Here is a 15,051-nt window from a genome sequence, read left to right as displayed (position 1 = left end):
AGCATCCAGGATCAGGTTGGATGAAGCCGGCAGAATGAATCAGGCTGAATGAAGCAGGCAGAATGAGCCGGCAGGATGAACGACGGGGCGCTTCTTGCGCCCCGTCGTTCATTCTGCCCTGGCGCTGCGCCAGCCGTCAGCGCGCGGCGCCGCTGCCGATATGGCGGTCGAGGAATTTCTCGACACGGGTATAGAAATCGATGCGGTTCTTTTCCAGCGCCCAGCCGTGGCCTTCTTCGGGATAATGGACCCATTCGACCTGCCGGTTGGTGCGCATGACCGCGTCGCGCAACTGGGTGCCATGGTTGATCGGCACCCGCTCGTCCACGCCGCCATAGGCCAGCAGCAATGGCTGGGTGATGCGCGCCGCCTGCCGGATCGGCGAAGTCGCCTTGAAGCGCTCCGCGTCCTTGACCGGGTCGCCCAGCATCTGCGGCAGGCTGTAGGCCTTCAGTTCGTCGGTCGCATCCGAGGAAAATATCCAGCCATTGTCGAACAGGAGTCCCAGGTCGGTGACGCCGACCCAGTTGATGCCGCACTTGTACAGATCGGGATCGTTGACCAGGCCCATCAGGGTGGCATAGCCGCCGTAGCTGGGGCCGGCGATGCAGATGCGCTGCGGATCGACGATGCCCTTGGCGATCGCCCAGCGCGCGCCGTCCGCGAGATCGTCCTGCATCTTGAGTCCCCACTGTTTGAGGCCGGCCTGGAAGTGGTGGTCGCCGAACCCCGTGCTGCCGCGGAACTCGGGTTCCAGCACCGCGTAACCGCGCGAGGCCAGGAACTGCGATTGCGCATCCCAGCCCCACGAGTTGCCGCGCACATAGGGGCCGCCGTGCACCAGCACCACCAGCGGCAGGCCGCCCCGCTTGGCGCCTGCGGGCAGGGTCAGCAGCGCGGGAATCTCGAGTCCGTCGCGCGCCTTGTAGCGCACGAATTCCTGACGGCCCATCTGCGCGGGAACGATGTCGGGGCGGGTGTCAGCGACCTTGTTCACTTGTCCGGTCTGGCGGTTGTACAGGCTGTAGACAGGCGGGATCCGGTCCGAATACGAGGTCACCAGCGCCCACGGTGAATCGGACTGGGCCGGCATCGACAAGACGTTGACGGTGGCCGGCATCGTCTTGTCGACGGCCGCCTGCAGGGTCTTCATGCCGGGATCGAACCATTCGTTCGAGACCGCGTCGGTACGCAGCCGCATGCCCAGGATCTTGTCGCGGTTCGCCACCAGGCTGCCGTCGATGTCGTAGCCGGCAGCGCTCAGCAGCGGCTCGGCGCCGAGCTTGCCGGTGGCCACGTCGTAGGCGTACAGCGAGGTGAACTTCGTGCCGCCGCGCGCCAGCACGTACAGCGTGCCGTCCGGGCCGAAGCCGACCGGCTGCAGGGCATTCTGGCCGTCGCCGAAGCTCGCGTAGCTGGCCAGCACGCGCCAGCTGCCGTCGCCGGGCTCGCGGTAATGCAGGGTGATGCGGCCGTCCTCGCTGGTGTTGGCAAGACGCGGCTCGCCCTGGTGGTCGAGCAGCCAGCCTTTCGCATTGCCCGGACGCGGCACGGCCTGGGTCGAACCGGTGCGGGTATTCAGGCGCAGCAGGTTGACGTAACGGACTTCGCGCTTCGTGTCCAGGACCGGGCTGGAGACGTAGACGTGGTCCGAATCCTGGGCCCCGGGCTGGCCCAGCATGAAGGTATGCCAGGGCAGCAGACGCCGGCCCTTGGGGCCGCCGGTGACCATGCCGCCGCCGGTGCGCTCGGCCAGTTGCATGAATTGCGCGCCGTCGCGGTCCACCGCATATAGCCCGGGCGCCTTGCTGGTGTCGCCCAGGCCGGCGCTGCGGTCGCGGGTATTGAAGATCAGGCGCTCGTTGTTGACCCATTCGAAATCGCCGACGTCGGCGTCGTTGTACGAGGCCACGATCTTGCCGCTGTTGTTCTGCAGGTCGACCACCACCAGGAAATCGCGCTGGCCCTTGGCACTGGAGCGCGCCGCCAGGTGACGGGCGTCGGGCGACAGCTTGGCGCCGCCGAAGGCGGCGTTGGCGAAGAAGGCGGAGATCGGCGGTGGCGCGGTGGGGGCCGGCGTCTGGGCCAGGGCGGCCGGCGCGCAGCACAGGACCAATGCGGCAAGCGCGGCGTGTCCGGCGCGGGTAAGAACGTGCATGGATTTTCCGTGAAGAGATCGTTGTTAGATTGCCGGCGTCGGCGAGACAGAGCCTAACACTCATCGAACGTCGGAAATCTCATCAATTTTCACGGGAGGCAGCCGGCTGCTCCACCCACGCCCGGCTACTCCGGCGCCCGGATGTAGTCGACCATGCCTTCGCTGCCGCGGCTGGGCGGCGCGGTGAGCAGGCTCACCGCCACGACCGTGAGCATCCCGGCCGGCACTCCGAACACGCCGGCCGCCGCCGGCAGGATGCCGAACCAGGCGGCATCCAGGCTGCCGCCCAGCGCCGGGCTGGCGCGCAGCATGTAATACAGGCAGACCGCGAAGCCGGCGAGCATGCCGGCGATCGCCCCCTGGTGGTTGGCGCGCTTCCAGAATACGCCCAGCACCAGCACGGGGAACAAGGTGGAGCCAGCCAGGGAGAACGCCGCCGCTACCAGCGAGAGGATGTCGGCCGGCTTTTGCGAGGCCACGTAGGCGGCGATGAAGGCCACCGCCAGCAGCAGCAGCTTGGAAATCGTCACCCGCTTCTGGGTCGAGGCGCCCGGATTGACCATCTTGTAGTAGACGTCGTGCGAGAGCGCATTGGAAATCGCCAGCAGCAGGCCGTCGGCGGTCGACAGCGCCGCCGCCAGGCCGCCGGCCGCGACCAGGCCCGCGATCACGTAGGGCAGGCCGCCGATCTCGGGCGTGGCCAGCACCAGCACGTCGGCGTCGATCGCGAATTCGGCCAGCTGCACGATGCCGTCGCCGTTGATGTCGGCCACGCTCACCAGGGGATTGGCCTTGTCCACGTTGGCCCAGTACGAGATCCAGGTGGGCAGCGCCGAGAAATCGCTCCCCACCAGCGAGGTATAGATATCGTACTTGGCCAGCACCGCCAGCGCCGGAATCGTCAGGTACACCAGCAGGATGAAGAACAGGGTCCAGAACACCGAGACCCGGGTGTCGTTGACCGACGGCGTGGTGTAGGCCCGCATCAGGATGTGGGGCAGCGCCGCGGTGCCGAACATCAGGCAGAACACCACCGCCAGGAAGTTGTTGCGGCGCCCGTCCGACTCTTCCTGCGTGGCGCCGGGGAAGGGTTCGGCGTGCGGCTCGGGCGGCCGGGCGCGCGCCAGGTTGGCGTCGCGCCGCTCGCTCCATTGCGAGCGCGCCTCTTCCACCGAATTGGGGTAGGTGGCCAGCGCGCGCTCGGCCTGGCGCACCTCGCTGAGCGAGGCATTGCGCGCGCGCGCCGCCGCCAGCTGGCGCTGGGCCTCCAGCTTGCCCGTCTCCCACGATTCGGGCAGCGCGCCCAGCCGCGCCGCGTATTCGTCGGCCCGGCGGCGGAACTCGGCGCGCACCTGCTCCTCGCGCGGGTCGCGCGCCAGCTCGGCTTCGCGCGCGCTCAGCTTGGGCAGCAGCGAGCCATAGGCCACCGCGGGAATCGGGTTGTCGGCATGCTTGGCCGACAGCCACATGGTCGGAATCAAAAAGGCCACCAGCAGGATGATGTACTGCGCCACCTGGGTCCAGGTGATGGCGCGCATCCCGCCCAGGAACGAGCACACGAGGATGCTCGCCAGGCCCAGGAAGATCCCGACCGAGAAGTCGACCCCGGTGAAGCGCGAGGCGATCAGGCCGACCGCATAGATCTGCGCCACCACGTAGGTGAACGAGACCAGGATGGTGGCGCCGACCGCGACCGCGCGCACCGGACCGCCGCGCCCGCCGGCGCCGCCGCCGTAGCGCGCCGCCAGGAAGTCGGGCACGGTGTACTGCGCAAACTTGCGCAGGTAGGGCGCGATCAGCAGCGCGACCAGCACGAAGCCGCCGGTCCAGCCCATGATGAAGGCCAGGCCGTCGAAGCCCTGCAGATAAAGGCCGCCGGCCAGGCTGATGAAGCTGGCCGCCGAGATCCAGTCGGCGGCGGTGGCCATGCCGTTGAACATGGCCGGCACGCGCCGCCCGGCGACATAGTATTCGGTGACGCTCGAGGTGCGGCAGATCACGCCGATGATCGCGTACAGGGCGATGGTGGCGAACATGAACAGGTGGCCGATCCACAGGCGCGGCATGCCTTCCTGCTCGAGCAGGGCGACGGCGACCAGGAACAGCGCGAAGCTGCCGGTGTACCACAGGTAGTAGCGCGCCAGCTTGCTGAAATAGGGTGGCTTGCCGCTCATCGTGGCCCATCCCCGGCGTCGGCCGCGGTATTGGCCGCAGTATTGGCCGCGGCGTCGCGGTCCAGCCGGCGCATGCGCCAGGCATAAAAGCCGATGATGGCCAGCGACACCAGCGACGCGCCCTGCGCCGCCATGTAGAACGACAGCGGCCAGCCGAACACCTCGAAGCGCGCCAGCTCGCGCGCGAAGAACACGGTGCCGAAGCTGGTCGCCAGCCACAGCGCCAGCAGCAGCAGGGTCATCCTGCGGGTGCGTTCCCAGTGCACGGCGCGGCGCCGCGCCGCGGCGTCATGGTGGGGGTCAAGGGGCGGCATCGGGTTCATGGAGCGGGGGAGGGAAGGTCAGGCGGAACAGGCTGCCCGGGAAGCGCCGGGACTGGCTGCGCGGGTTGTTGAAGATGTCGATCTCGGCGCCGTGCTGCTGCGCGATTTCGCGCACGATCGCCAGGCCCAGGCCGCTGCCCTGGGTATTGCTGCCCAGGATGCGGTAGAAGCGCTCGAACACGCGCTCGCGCTCATTGGGGGCGATGCCGGGGCCGGTGTCCTCGACCTCGAGCAGCGCCCGCTCGCCGTCGCGCCGCACGCGCACCGTGACGCTGCCGCCGGCCGGCGTGTAGCGCAGCGCATTGTCGATCAGGTTCGACAGCAGTTCGCGCAGCATCAGCGGCTGGCCGGCGATGACGACCGGGCCGTCGCCGGCGGCCGGCGGCTCGAAGCCCAGGTCGATCTCGCCCGCGAACGAGGCTTGCACCCAGTCCTGCACCGTCTCGCGGGCCAGGCGCGGCAGGTCGATCTCGGCGAAGGCCAGGCCGGCCTGCGGCTGGTTCTCGGCGCGCGCCAGCGCCAGCAACTGGTTCACCAGGCGCGTGGCCGATTCCGAACTCTTGGCCAGCTGTTCCAGCGAGCGGTGGATCTCGGCCGGATCGAGCTGGCGCAGGGCCAGCTCGGACTGCATGCGCATGCCGGCCAGCGGGGTCTTCATCTGGTGCGCGGCGTCGGCGATGAAGCGCTTCTGCATCGCCATCGATTCGCCCAGGCGCTCGAGCATGTCGTTGAAGGAGCCGACCAGCGGCGAGATTTCTTCGGGCACCTGGCGCGGATCGATCGGCGACAGGTCGTCCTGGGGCCGCGCGCGGATGCGCTGCTGCAGCTCGGCCAGCGGGGTCAGGCCGCGCGACAGCGCGAACCACACCAGGGCCAGGATCACCGGCAGGATGATGAACTGGGGCAGGATCACGCCCTTGATGATCTCGCCGGCCAGGTGCGCCCGTTTATCGAGCGTCTCGGCCACCTGCACCAGGGCCAGCGGCGGTTCGAGCGGCGGCTGCAGGGAACGTTCATGCAATGGGTCGAGGTTGACGTAGGTGTAGGCGACCCGGATCGGGGTGCCGTGGATGCTGTCGTTGCGGAACTCGACGGCGCCGGCGCGCGCATGCTCGTCGGCCGCGTCCATCCGCGGACGCGGCAGGTCGCGGTCGCCGTCCAGCAGCTCGCCGTCGGGTCCGGCCAGCAGGTAATAGACGCTGTCGACGTCGTCGGCGCGCAGGATGTCGCGGCCGGACGGATGCAGCTGGCCGGCGGCCTTGCCGCCCACGCTGCGGATCTGCTGGCCCAGCACCGTGACCCGGTCTTCGAGTGCGTCGTCGAAGGGCTGGTTGGCGATCGACTTGGCGACCAGATAGGTGATGGCGATGCTCATCGGCCACAGCAGCAGGAGCGGGGCCAGCATCCAGTCGAGGATCTCGCCGAACAGCGAGTGCCGGATGTTTTCGTCGGGCTCGGGATTCGGCGGGACGTAGGTCGGCTCGGCCGCCGCGGCCGGGGCGGAAGCCGCCCCGTATGCCGGGCCTTGTGCCGGCCCGGCCGTGAAATCGGCGTCGCGTTCGTTCACCTGTCGGCGACGGTTGCCGTTGCCGTTGCCGTTGGCGTGGCCGTTGGCGTTGCGGCGGCGCGTTCCGCCGAAGGCGCGGCGGCGGCGGCCTCGGAGAATTTCTCGAGGCAGTAGCCAAGGCCGCGCACGGTGGCGATGCGCACGCCGCCGACTTCGATCTTCTTGCGCAGGCGGTGCACGTACACCTCGATCGCGTTGTTCGAGACTTCTTCGCCCCATTCGCACAAATGGTCAACCAATTGTTCTTTGGATACCAGGCGGCCGGTGCGCGCCAGCAGCACCTCGAGCAGGCCCAGCTCGCGCGCCGACAGGTCGAGCATCTGGTCGTTGATGTAGGCGCTGCGGCCCACCTGGTCGTAGACCAGCGGGCCGTGGCGCACCACGGTCGGGCCGCCGCCGGCGCCGCGGCGGGTGAGGGCGCGCACCCGCGCCTCGAGTTCGGACAGGGCGAACGGCTTGGCCATGTAGTCGTCGGCGCCCAGGTCGAGGCCTTCCACCCGCTGCTCGACGGAATCGGCGGCGGTGAGGATCAGAACCGGCAGCAGCGAGGCGCGGGCGCGCAGGCGGCGCAGCACTTCGAGTCCCGACATCTTCGGCAGGCCGAGGTCGAGGATGAGCAGGTCGAATTCTTGGGTGGAAAGGGCGGTATCGGCATCCTGCCCGTTCTTGACGTAATCGATGGCGTAGCCGGACTGGCGCAGGGATCGCGTCAGCCCATCGGCAAGTACGCTATCATCTTCGGCGAGCAGAATTCGCATGGGGACACCTCGGTTATCGCGTTAGACAAACTCAGGCCCGTATTGTGTTTGATTTGTCACAACAATGCGAGCCTTGATCATTTTATTGGCAAGACGACCACGTTTTAGTGCTTGCAAAAACCACTGGATTTTTATACAGTAGTGGCTCTTGAAGTGCGCGTGCGCGCCCACACCTTGCCTACTCCACGATTGAAAGTACACCATGGACGACAAAAAAACCGCATTGAACGCCTCTGAAAAAGGCAAAGCGCTGGCAGCCGCCCTGGCGCAGATCGAAAAGCAGTTCGGCAAGGGCTCGGTCATGCGCATGGACGCCAACGCGCCGGTCGAGGAAGTGCAGACTGTTTCCACGGGCTCGCTGGGCCTCGACATCGCCCTGGGCGTCGGCGGCCTGCCGCGCGGCCGTATCGTCGAGATCTACGGTCCGGAATCGTCGGGTAAAACCACCCTGACCCTGCAAACCATCGCCCAGATGCAAAAGCTGGGTGGCACCTGCGCCTTCATCGACGCCGAGCACGCGCTTGACGTGACCTATGCCCAAAAACTGGGCATCAACCTGAGCGAGCTGCTGATCTCGCAGCCGGATACCGGCGAACAGGCGCTCGAAATCACCGACGCGCTGGTGCGCTCGGGCAGCGTCGACCTGGTGGTCATCGACTCGGTGGCGGCACTGACCCCGCGCGCCGAGATCGAAGGCGACATGGGCGATTCGCTGCCGGGCCTGCAGGCGCGCCTGATGTCGCAAGCGCTGCGCAAGCTGACCGGTTCGATCAACCGCACCAACACGCTGGTGATCTTCATTAACCAGATCCGCATGAAGATCGGCGTCATGTTCGGCAGCCCGGAGACCACCACCGGCGGTAACGCACTGAAGTTCTACGCCTCCGTGCGCCTGGACATCCGTCGCACCGGTTCGATCAAGTCGGGCGACGAAGTGATCGGTAACGAAACCAAGGTCAAGGTCGTCAAGAACAAGATCGCGCCGCCGTTCAAGGAAGCCCACTTCGACATCCTGTACGGAGCAGGCACCTCGCGCGAAGGCGAAATCCTGGACCTGGGCGCCGACAACAAGATCGTCGAGAAGTCGGGCTCGTGGTACAGCTATAACGGCGAGCGCATCGGCCAGGGCAAGGACAATGCCCGTCAGTTCCTGGTGGATCGCCCAGCCCTGGCGCGTGAGATCGAGAACAAGGTCCGTGCCGCCCTGGGCGTGCGCGAACTGCCGCCGGCGGCAGCCGGTGGCGACGACAAGCCGAAGCTGCAGGCAGTCGGTGAGTAATCGCCTGGCGAGGGCGGCGTGGCAGGCTGGCGCCTTGGGTGTCTGCTCCACGTCCGCCCACGCCATGTTGTCGATGAGGGTGTCCCGATGCCAGCGCCGGTACTGAGCCTCAAGGGGCGCGCGCTGCGTTACCTGTCGCAGCGCGAGCACAGCCGGTTCGAGTTGCGGCGCAAGCTGGCCAAGTATGCCCAGGAAGACGAAGACGTCGACGCCCTGCTGGATTTTCTTGAAAAGAATAACTGGCTGTCGCAGGAACGTTTCGCCGAGTCCCTGATCAACCGTAAGGCCAGCCGCTACGGCAACAGCCGCGTGGTGGCGGAGCTGCAAAGCCATGGCGTCACCGGCGATGCGCTGGTCGAGATCAAGGCCGGGCTGTCCGACAGCGAGACCGCGCGCGCCACCGAAGTCTGGCAGCGCAAGTTCGGCGCCGTCGCCACCGACGCGGCGATGCGCGCCAAGCAGATGCGCTTCTTGTTGCAGCGCGGCTTTTCCCAGCGTGCGGCGCGGGTGGCGATGCAGGGTAGCCCTGCGGACGATGAATTCGATGGAAGCTGATGGATGTCGGTCCATCGGCATGATCGCTCTAGGCGCCAGCGTGGAGCGCCATTCCCGATATGCTTAAAAGCATATTCCTCAACGGGTGATGGCGCTGCACGCTGGCGCTTTTTGTCGTCTGGTCATCCGGCCAGCGGCTGATCCTATCCTAACGACATATCTTTCATTCACGCCGTGAATGGGGCGGCAATGTTCATTATCGACAGGCGAATAATATAAGCGGTCAACGCGCCGTCATGTTTCCGTGAAGTCCCTTCATCTCCCCGTAGTATCCCTTACCGACCTTTCTTTCCCATGCGCCGCTGTGGACGCTGTGCTAAACTTTGCGGGTTTAAGCAGCGCCGCATGAGCGGTTGTTGTCGCAGAAGCTGCGGCAACGTGCAAGAAGCACACCGGCTGCATCACTAACCGCCGTTTCGACGGCACTGGTATTTATGCCTTTGTCACCTCCCGTATCGCGCTCGCTCCGGCATACGCGCGCCATCACAGTCGAAGCGTTCGCGCGCGACGATGGCTTGTGGGACCTCGATGCCAGCATCCGCGATGTGAAGACGCGTACTATCGCGCTTGCTTCCGGCGAACGGCCCGGCGGCATGCCGGTGCACGACCTCAAGCTGCGCGTGACCATCGACCGCGACCTGAACATCGTCGATGCCGAAGCCGCATCCGATGCCGTCCCGTATCCGGGCTACTGCGATACCATCGGCCCTGCCTACAAGAAGTTGATCGGGCTCTCGCTCGTGAACCATTTCCGGTTGCATCTGAAAGACCGCCTATCCGGCGTGCTCGGCTGCACCCATCTGACCGAATTGGCCCAGGTGCTGCCGACCGCAGCCTTGCAAGCCTTTGCTGACGACAATGTCGATGCCCCAGGTGGGCTCGGCGGCTCGTCGACCGACCGTCCATTTGAGCTCGACCGTTGCCATGCCCTGCAAAGCGACGGCCCTGCCGTGGCCAAATACTACCCACGCTGGTCGATCAAGGCCGTCTCGGGTTAGCGTTCGTCGTTTTTATTTTTGTAGTCCAACCGTATTTCTAATTCAGTAATAGAAGAAGGGAAGCCAGCATGAAGATCCATGAGTACCAGGGCAAAGAGATCCTCCGAAAATTCGGAGTGACCGTTCCGCGCGGCATTCCGTGCATGTCGGTGGAAGAGGCTGTCAAGGCCGCCGAGGAGCTGGGCGGTCCGGTCTGGGTGGTCAAGGCCCAGATCCACGCTGGTGGCCGTGGCAAGGGTGGTGGCGTCAAGGTCGCCAAGTCGCTGGAACAGGTCAAGGAATACGCCGACCAGATCATGGGCATGCAGCTGGTGACGCACCAGACCGGCCCGGAAGGCCAGAAAGTGCGTCGCCTGATGATCGAAGAAGGCGCCGACATCAAGCAGGAACTGTACATCTCGCTGGTTACCGACCGCGTGACCCAGAAGGTCGTGCTGATGGCCTCGTCGGAAGGCGGCATGGACATCGAAGAAGTCGCGCACAGCAACCCTGAGAAAATCCACAACGTCGTGATCGATCCGGCCGTCGGCCTGACCGACGCCGACGCCGACGCTGTCGCCGCCAAGATCGGCGTGCCGGAAGGCTCGATCGCCGACGTGCGAGCCAACCTGCAAGGCCTGTACAAAGCCTACTGGGAAACCGACGCATCGCTGGCCGAAATCAACCCGCTGATCGTCACCGGCTCGGGCAAGATCATCGCCCTGGACGCGAAATTCAACTTCGACGCCAACGCGCTGTTCCGTCACCCAGAGATCGTCGCCTACCGCGACCTGGACGAAGAAGATCCAGCCGAAGTCGAAGCGTCGAAGTTCGACCTGGCCTACATTTCGCTCGACGGCAACATCGGCTGCCTGGTGAACGGCGCCGGCCTGGCCATGGCCACCATGGACACCATCAAGCTGTTCGGCGGCGAGCCGGCCAACTTCCTGGACGTGGGCGGTGGTGCTACGGCCGAGAAAGTGACCGAAGCATTCAAGATCATGCTGAAGAACCCGGAACTGAAGGCCATCCTGGTCAACATCTTCGGCGGCATCATGCGTTGCGACGTCATCGCCGAAGGCGTGATCACCGCATCGAAAGCCGTGTCGCTGCAAGTGCCGCTGGTCGTGCGCATGAAGGGCACCAACGAAGACCTGGGCAAGAAGATGCTGGCTGACTCGGGTCTGCCAATCATCGCCGCAGACACGATGGAAGACGCAGCGAAGTCGGTCGTTGCCGCTGCCGCTGGTAAAGCCTAATTCGCTAAGGATATAAAAATGTCGATTCTGATCAACAAAGACACCAAAGTCATCACCCAAGGTATCACCGGCAAGACCGGCCAGTTCCACACCCGTATGTGCCGCGACTACGCGAACGGCAAGGAAGCCTTCGTCGCAGGCGTGAACCCGAAGAAAGCCGGTGAAGATTTCGAGGGCATCCCGATCTACGCATCGGTCAAGGAAGCCAAGGCCGAAACCGGCGCCACCGTCTCGGTCATCTACGTCCCACCGGCAGGCGCAGCCGCCGCCATTTGGGAAGCCGTCGAAGCCGAGCTGGACCTGGCAATCTGCATCACCGAAGGCATCCCAGTCCGCGACATGATGGAAATCAAGGATCGCATGGCCAAAGCCGGTTCCAAGACCCTGCTGCTGGGCCCGAACTGCCCAGGCCTGATCACCCCTGACGAAATCAAGATCGGCATCATGCCGGGTCACATCCACCGCAAGGGCCGTATCGGCGTCGTGTCGCGTTCGGGCACCCTGACCTATGAAGCAGTCGGCCAGCTGACCGCACTGGGCCTGGGCCAATCGTCGGCAGTCGGCATCGGCGGCGACCCGATCAACGGTCTGAAGCACATCGACGTGATGCGCATGTTCAACGACGATCCTGATACCGACGCGGTCATCATGATCGGCGAAATCGGCGGTCCGGACGAGGCGAACGCCGCTTACTGGATCAAGGACAACATGAAGAAGCCGGTCGTCGGCTTCATCGCCGGCGTCACCGCGCCTCCGGGCAAGCGCATGGGCCACGCCGGCGCGCTGATCTCGGGCGGCGCCGATACCGCGCAAGCCAAGCTGGAAATCATGGAAGCCTGCGGCATCACTGTCACCAAGAACCCGTCGGAAATGGCGCGTCTGCTGAAGGCGATGCTGTAATCCTGACGAGCGCTTGATCGGCAGCTAGAACGGGGAGCTTCGGCTCCCTGTTTTTATTGTGGATTTCATTTCGCGCCGCCAATTTTGATCGCCTGACAAAAATTGCCTTACGACACTGACAAATTTTGTCACCGGAGGCGTCAATTTTTGTCGTGGGACAGGGGTTTGTTATCTCGGTATTAATAAAATCGACCGTTTCTTGCTGTTTTCGGGCTGGCACGCCACTTGCGTATAGGAAAGCGTAGCAGCTGAGCAGTACAAGATACGTCGTCCCAACTTCGAACTACCACCCTGGAGAGAAAAATGAACTTCAAGCAAATGCAAACCAAGAAAGCCGAAGGCGGCTTCACCCTGATCGAACTGATGATCGTTGTCGCGATCATCGGTATCCTGGCTGCCGTCGCAATCCCGGCCTACCAGGACTACATCGCCAAGGCCAAGGCCGCAGCCGCCTACGCCGACATCTCGGGCGGTAAAACTGGCTACGAAATGGCTGTGGTGCAAGGTCTGCCAGAAGTCGATGGCGCAGCGGCTGGCGCTGACGCATACCTCGCAGCGGCAGGCCTGTCGGCTACGACCGGCAACTGCACCGCCATCGCAGCAACTGTGCCGGACGCCGACGGCGTTGGCTCGCTGACTTGCACGATCGCCTCGCCTGGCCGCCTGGGTACGAACCCAACCATCGCACTGAATCGTGCTGATGATGGTACTTATGCATGCGTCGCCACCAACTTCGCTGAAACGGATTACATGCCAGCCGGTTGCGCCGCTCCTGCCGCTCCATAATCAGCGTTAAAAGATCTAGCTCCATTCGATAAGAGAGACCGCCTAGGCGGTCTCTCTTTCGTTTTTCTACTGCCGATCAGGTGACGCCGCTTGCGGTTTCAAGTACTGATCCAACCACCCCAGCACCGTGTGATGCCACTGCACCGAGTTCGCCGGCTTGAGCACCCAGTGGTTCTCATCCGGGAACACCAGCAGCTTGCTCTCCACACCCATGCGCTGCAGCGCAGTGAAAGTGCCCAGCGCCTGCGCGGTAGGAATCCGGAAGTCCAGATCGCCCTGGATCACCAGCATCGGCGTCTTCCACTTGTTCACGTGATGAACCGGGTTGAAGCGTTCATGGTTCTCCGGCACCTTGAAGTACGGCCCGCCACTCTCCCAATCGGTGAACCACTGCTCTTCGGTCGAGTACGCCATGCCGCGCGTATCGAACACGCCGTCGTGGTTCACGATGCATTTGAACTCATCCGACCAGTTACCCGCGATCCAGTTCATCATGTAGCCGCCGTACGACGCCCCCAGCGCGCAGTCGCGTGAACGGTCGAGCCACGAGAACTTCTGCACCGCCGCGTCATAACCCTTCTGCAGGTCGACCAGCGGCTTGCCGCCCCAGTCGTTGCTGATCGAGTCCGTGAACTTCTGGCCATAGCCGGTCGAACCGTGGAAGTCGATGAACACGGCCGCATAGCCCGCGCCGGCGTACACCTGCGGATTCCAGCGATAGCTCCAGCTGTTGCCGAAGCTGCCCTGCGGGCCGCCGTGGACGATGAAGGCGACCGGATACTTCTGGCCCGGCTGCGCATTCCATGGCTTCATCACGTAGCCGTAGACGGTTTCGCCATTGGCGCCGGCAAACGAGAACTGCTCGGACTCGCCAAAGCGCACGTCTTTCAAACGTTCGCTGTTCACATCGGTTAGCTGCTTCGGCTTGCCACCCAGCTTCATCGAGAACAGCTGCGCGCCCGACTGCAGGTTGGCGTGGGTATAGACCAGCGTGTCGCGCCGCAGGTCATAGGCGCCGACCGCGCCCTTGTCGGTCAGCGGCGTCACCTTGCCGCTGGCGACGTCGATCGAGAACAGGCGGTGCTGGCCGATGTCTTCGGCATCGACGATCAGCGCCTTGCCGTCCGCGCGCCAGACCAGGCTGCCGGCCGAACGGTCCCAGTCGGCGGCCAGCTTGCGCTTTTCGCCGGTGGCCACGTCGATTAGCATGACCTGGTAGCGGTCGGCCTCGAAGCCGGGACGCGCCATGGCCAGGTAAGCGAGGGTGCGGCCGTCAGGCGAGAAAGTACCTTTCGTGTCCCAGGCCGGATTGTCCTGGGTCAGGTTGCGCGGCGCCGCGCCGCCCGCGGCCGGCACGCTGTACAGGTCGAAGTTGGTCGACCAGGCTTCGGTCTTGCCGGCGATGCGGCTCGAGAACACGATGGTCTTGCCGTCCGGGCTGAAGCGGTATTCCTCGCGGTCGCCGAACGGCTTCGAAGGCACGTCGCCGTCGAGCGAGCCGGACAGGCTGACCGGTTCGCTGCCGACCTTGCCATCCGCGCCCAGCGGCGCCGAGAACAGCACCGCGTTGCGGTGGTCGTTCCAGGTGTCCCAGTGACGCACGAACAGGCGGTCATAGACCTTGCCGCTGGCCTTGTCCTTCTCTTTGGCATCGAGGCGCGACCTGGTGCAGGCCAGATCGGCGCAGTCGCGGAACACGGCCAGGCTGAAGGCGAGCCGGTCACCGCCTGGCGCGAGGCGGAAGTTGTCGACGTCCAGCGGCAGGTTCGTCACCTGCACCGCCTCGCCGCCGGCGACCGGCTGGCGCCATACCTGCGACGAGCCCGAGCGCGCCGACAGGAAGTAGACGGCGTCGCCGGAGGGTGACCATTCCGGGTCGTTGCTGCTGGACGCATCCTGGGTCAGGCGCTGCGGCGCCGGCTTGGCGGCGCGCAGGTCGACCATCCACAGTTGGGTATTGCCGCGGTTCTTTTCCATGTCCGTGCTGCGCACGGTATAGATCACGCGCGTGGCGTCCGGCGACACGGCCGGGCTGCCCACCCGCTCCATATTGACCAGGTCTTCCACGGTAAAGCCGCGCGGCGCGGCCGTCGCGGTGGTAGCGGCCAGCAGGGCCGCTACCATCGTCAGCAAGCGAAATGTCATTCCATCCTCGTCGATCAGTGCCGCGGCCGGGTGCCGCATGCAAGCCGGCAATTTACCACGATGTCTTCAAGCATGAAGCTGACATCGTTCCCCGCCGCGGGCCTGGCCAGCACGGGGGCGCGGCCTGGCGAGGAGAGGCGCTCGAGGAGAAGCGATCGAGGAGAAGCGAT

12 protein-coding genes are annotated in these 15,051 nt (G+C 64.9%); 6 read left to right on the top strand and 6 right to left on the bottom strand.

Annotation, left to right across the window (positions count from 1 at the left end; all coding sequences use genetic code 11):
• Positions 1 to 136: 136 nt before the first annotated feature.
• The 5 genes from ABIB38_RS10285 to ABIB38_RS10265 form a co-directional block, all read right to left on the bottom strand.
• On the bottom strand, positions 137 to 2,158 hold the full coding sequence (locus tag ABIB38_RS10285) for an alpha/beta hydrolase family protein (RefSeq protein WP_429203659.1): 2,022 nt from the start codon (positions 2,156 to 2,158) through the stop codon (positions 137 to 139).
• Between the two features lie 125 nt (positions 2,159 to 2,283).
• Positions 2,284 to 4,332 (bottom strand): sodium:solute symporter family protein, encoded by a 2,049-nt coding sequence (locus ABIB38_RS10280; protein WP_429203658.1) that lies wholly within the window; start codon positions 4,330 to 4,332, stop codon positions 2,284 to 2,286.
• Complete coding sequence (locus ABIB38_RS10275; protein WP_429203657.1) at positions 4,329 to 4,655, bottom strand: DUF4212 domain-containing protein; 327 nt, start codon at positions 4,653 to 4,655, stop codon at positions 4,329 to 4,331. Before ABIB38_RS10275 ends, ABIB38_RS10280 begins: the two co-directional genes overlap by 4 nt.
• Complete coding sequence (locus tag ABIB38_RS10270) at positions 4,633 to 6,222, bottom strand: sensor histidine kinase N-terminal domain-containing protein (RefSeq protein ID WP_429203656.1); 1,590 nt, start codon at positions 6,220 to 6,222, stop codon at positions 4,633 to 4,635. Before ABIB38_RS10270 ends, ABIB38_RS10275 begins: the two co-directional genes overlap by 23 nt.
• Positions 6,219 to 6,980 carry a response regulator gene (locus ABIB38_RS10265; protein ID WP_429203655.1) on the bottom strand — a complete coding sequence of 254 codons (762 nt, stop codon included), beginning with the start codon at positions 6,978 to 6,980 and terminating at the stop codon, positions 6,219 to 6,221. Before ABIB38_RS10265 ends, ABIB38_RS10270 begins: the two co-directional genes overlap by 4 nt.
• A gap of 202 nt (positions 6,981 to 7,182) precedes the next feature.
• Here ABIB38_RS10265 and recA point away from each other — a divergent pair, with 202 nt between their 5' ends.
• The 6 genes from recA to ABIB38_RS10235 all read left to right on the top strand — a co-directional run bounded on the left by recA (position 7,183) and on the right by ABIB38_RS10235 (position 12,736).
• Entirely contained in the window at positions 7,183 to 8,259 is a 1,077-nt protein-coding gene (gene recA, locus ABIB38_RS10260) for a recombinase RecA (protein WP_429203654.1), read from the top strand.
• Between the two features lie 87 nt (positions 8,260 to 8,346).
• The gene (gene recX / locus ABIB38_RS10255; protein WP_429203653.1) at positions 8,347 to 8,814 is read left to right on the top strand and encodes a recombination regulator RecX; all 468 of its coding nucleotides are present in this window, start codon (positions 8,347 to 8,349) and stop codon (positions 8,812 to 8,814) included.
• A 434-nt stretch (positions 8,815 to 9,248) separates the two neighbouring features.
• A complete protein-coding gene (locus ABIB38_RS10250) occupies positions 9,249 to 9,812 on the top strand; it encodes a DUF2889 domain-containing protein (RefSeq protein ID WP_429203708.1) in 564 nt (187 codons plus the stop codon).
• A gap of 68 nt (positions 9,813 to 9,880) precedes the next feature.
• Positions 9,881 to 11,050, top strand: coding sequence for an ADP-forming succinate--CoA ligase subunit beta (sucC, locus tag ABIB38_RS10245; RefSeq protein WP_429203652.1), 1,170 nt, complete (start codon positions 9,881 to 9,883; stop codon positions 11,048 to 11,050).
• 18 nt (positions 11,051 to 11,068) lie between these two features.
• Positions 11,069 to 11,950 (top strand): succinate--CoA ligase subunit alpha, encoded by an 882-nt coding sequence (gene sucD / locus ABIB38_RS10240; RefSeq protein ID WP_429203651.1) that lies wholly within the window; start codon positions 11,069 to 11,071, stop codon positions 11,948 to 11,950.
• 303 nt (positions 11,951 to 12,253) lie between these two features.
• Positions 12,254 to 12,736, top strand: a complete 483-nt coding sequence (locus ABIB38_RS10235; protein WP_429203650.1) for a pilin — start codon at positions 12,254 to 12,256, stop codon at positions 12,734 to 12,736.
• Positions 12,737 to 12,802: 66 nt separating this feature from the next.
• On the opposite strand, the gene ABIB38_RS10230 is transcribed toward ABIB38_RS10235, so the two are convergent.
• The gene (locus ABIB38_RS10230; RefSeq protein ID WP_429203649.1) at positions 12,803 to 14,881 is read right to left on the bottom strand and encodes a prolyl oligopeptidase family serine peptidase; all 2,079 of its coding nucleotides are present in this window, start codon (positions 14,879 to 14,881) and stop codon (positions 12,803 to 12,805) included.
• Positions 14,882 to 15,051 lie beyond the last annotated feature (170 nt).

Source organism: Massilia sp. UYP11 (assembly GCF_050434805.1).
Taxonomy (GTDB): Bacteria; Pseudomonadota; Gammaproteobacteria; order Burkholderiales; family Burkholderiaceae_D; genus Telluria.
Note: the sequence above shows the minus strand (reverse complement) of the source record. Positions and strands in the feature narration are given on the sequence as shown.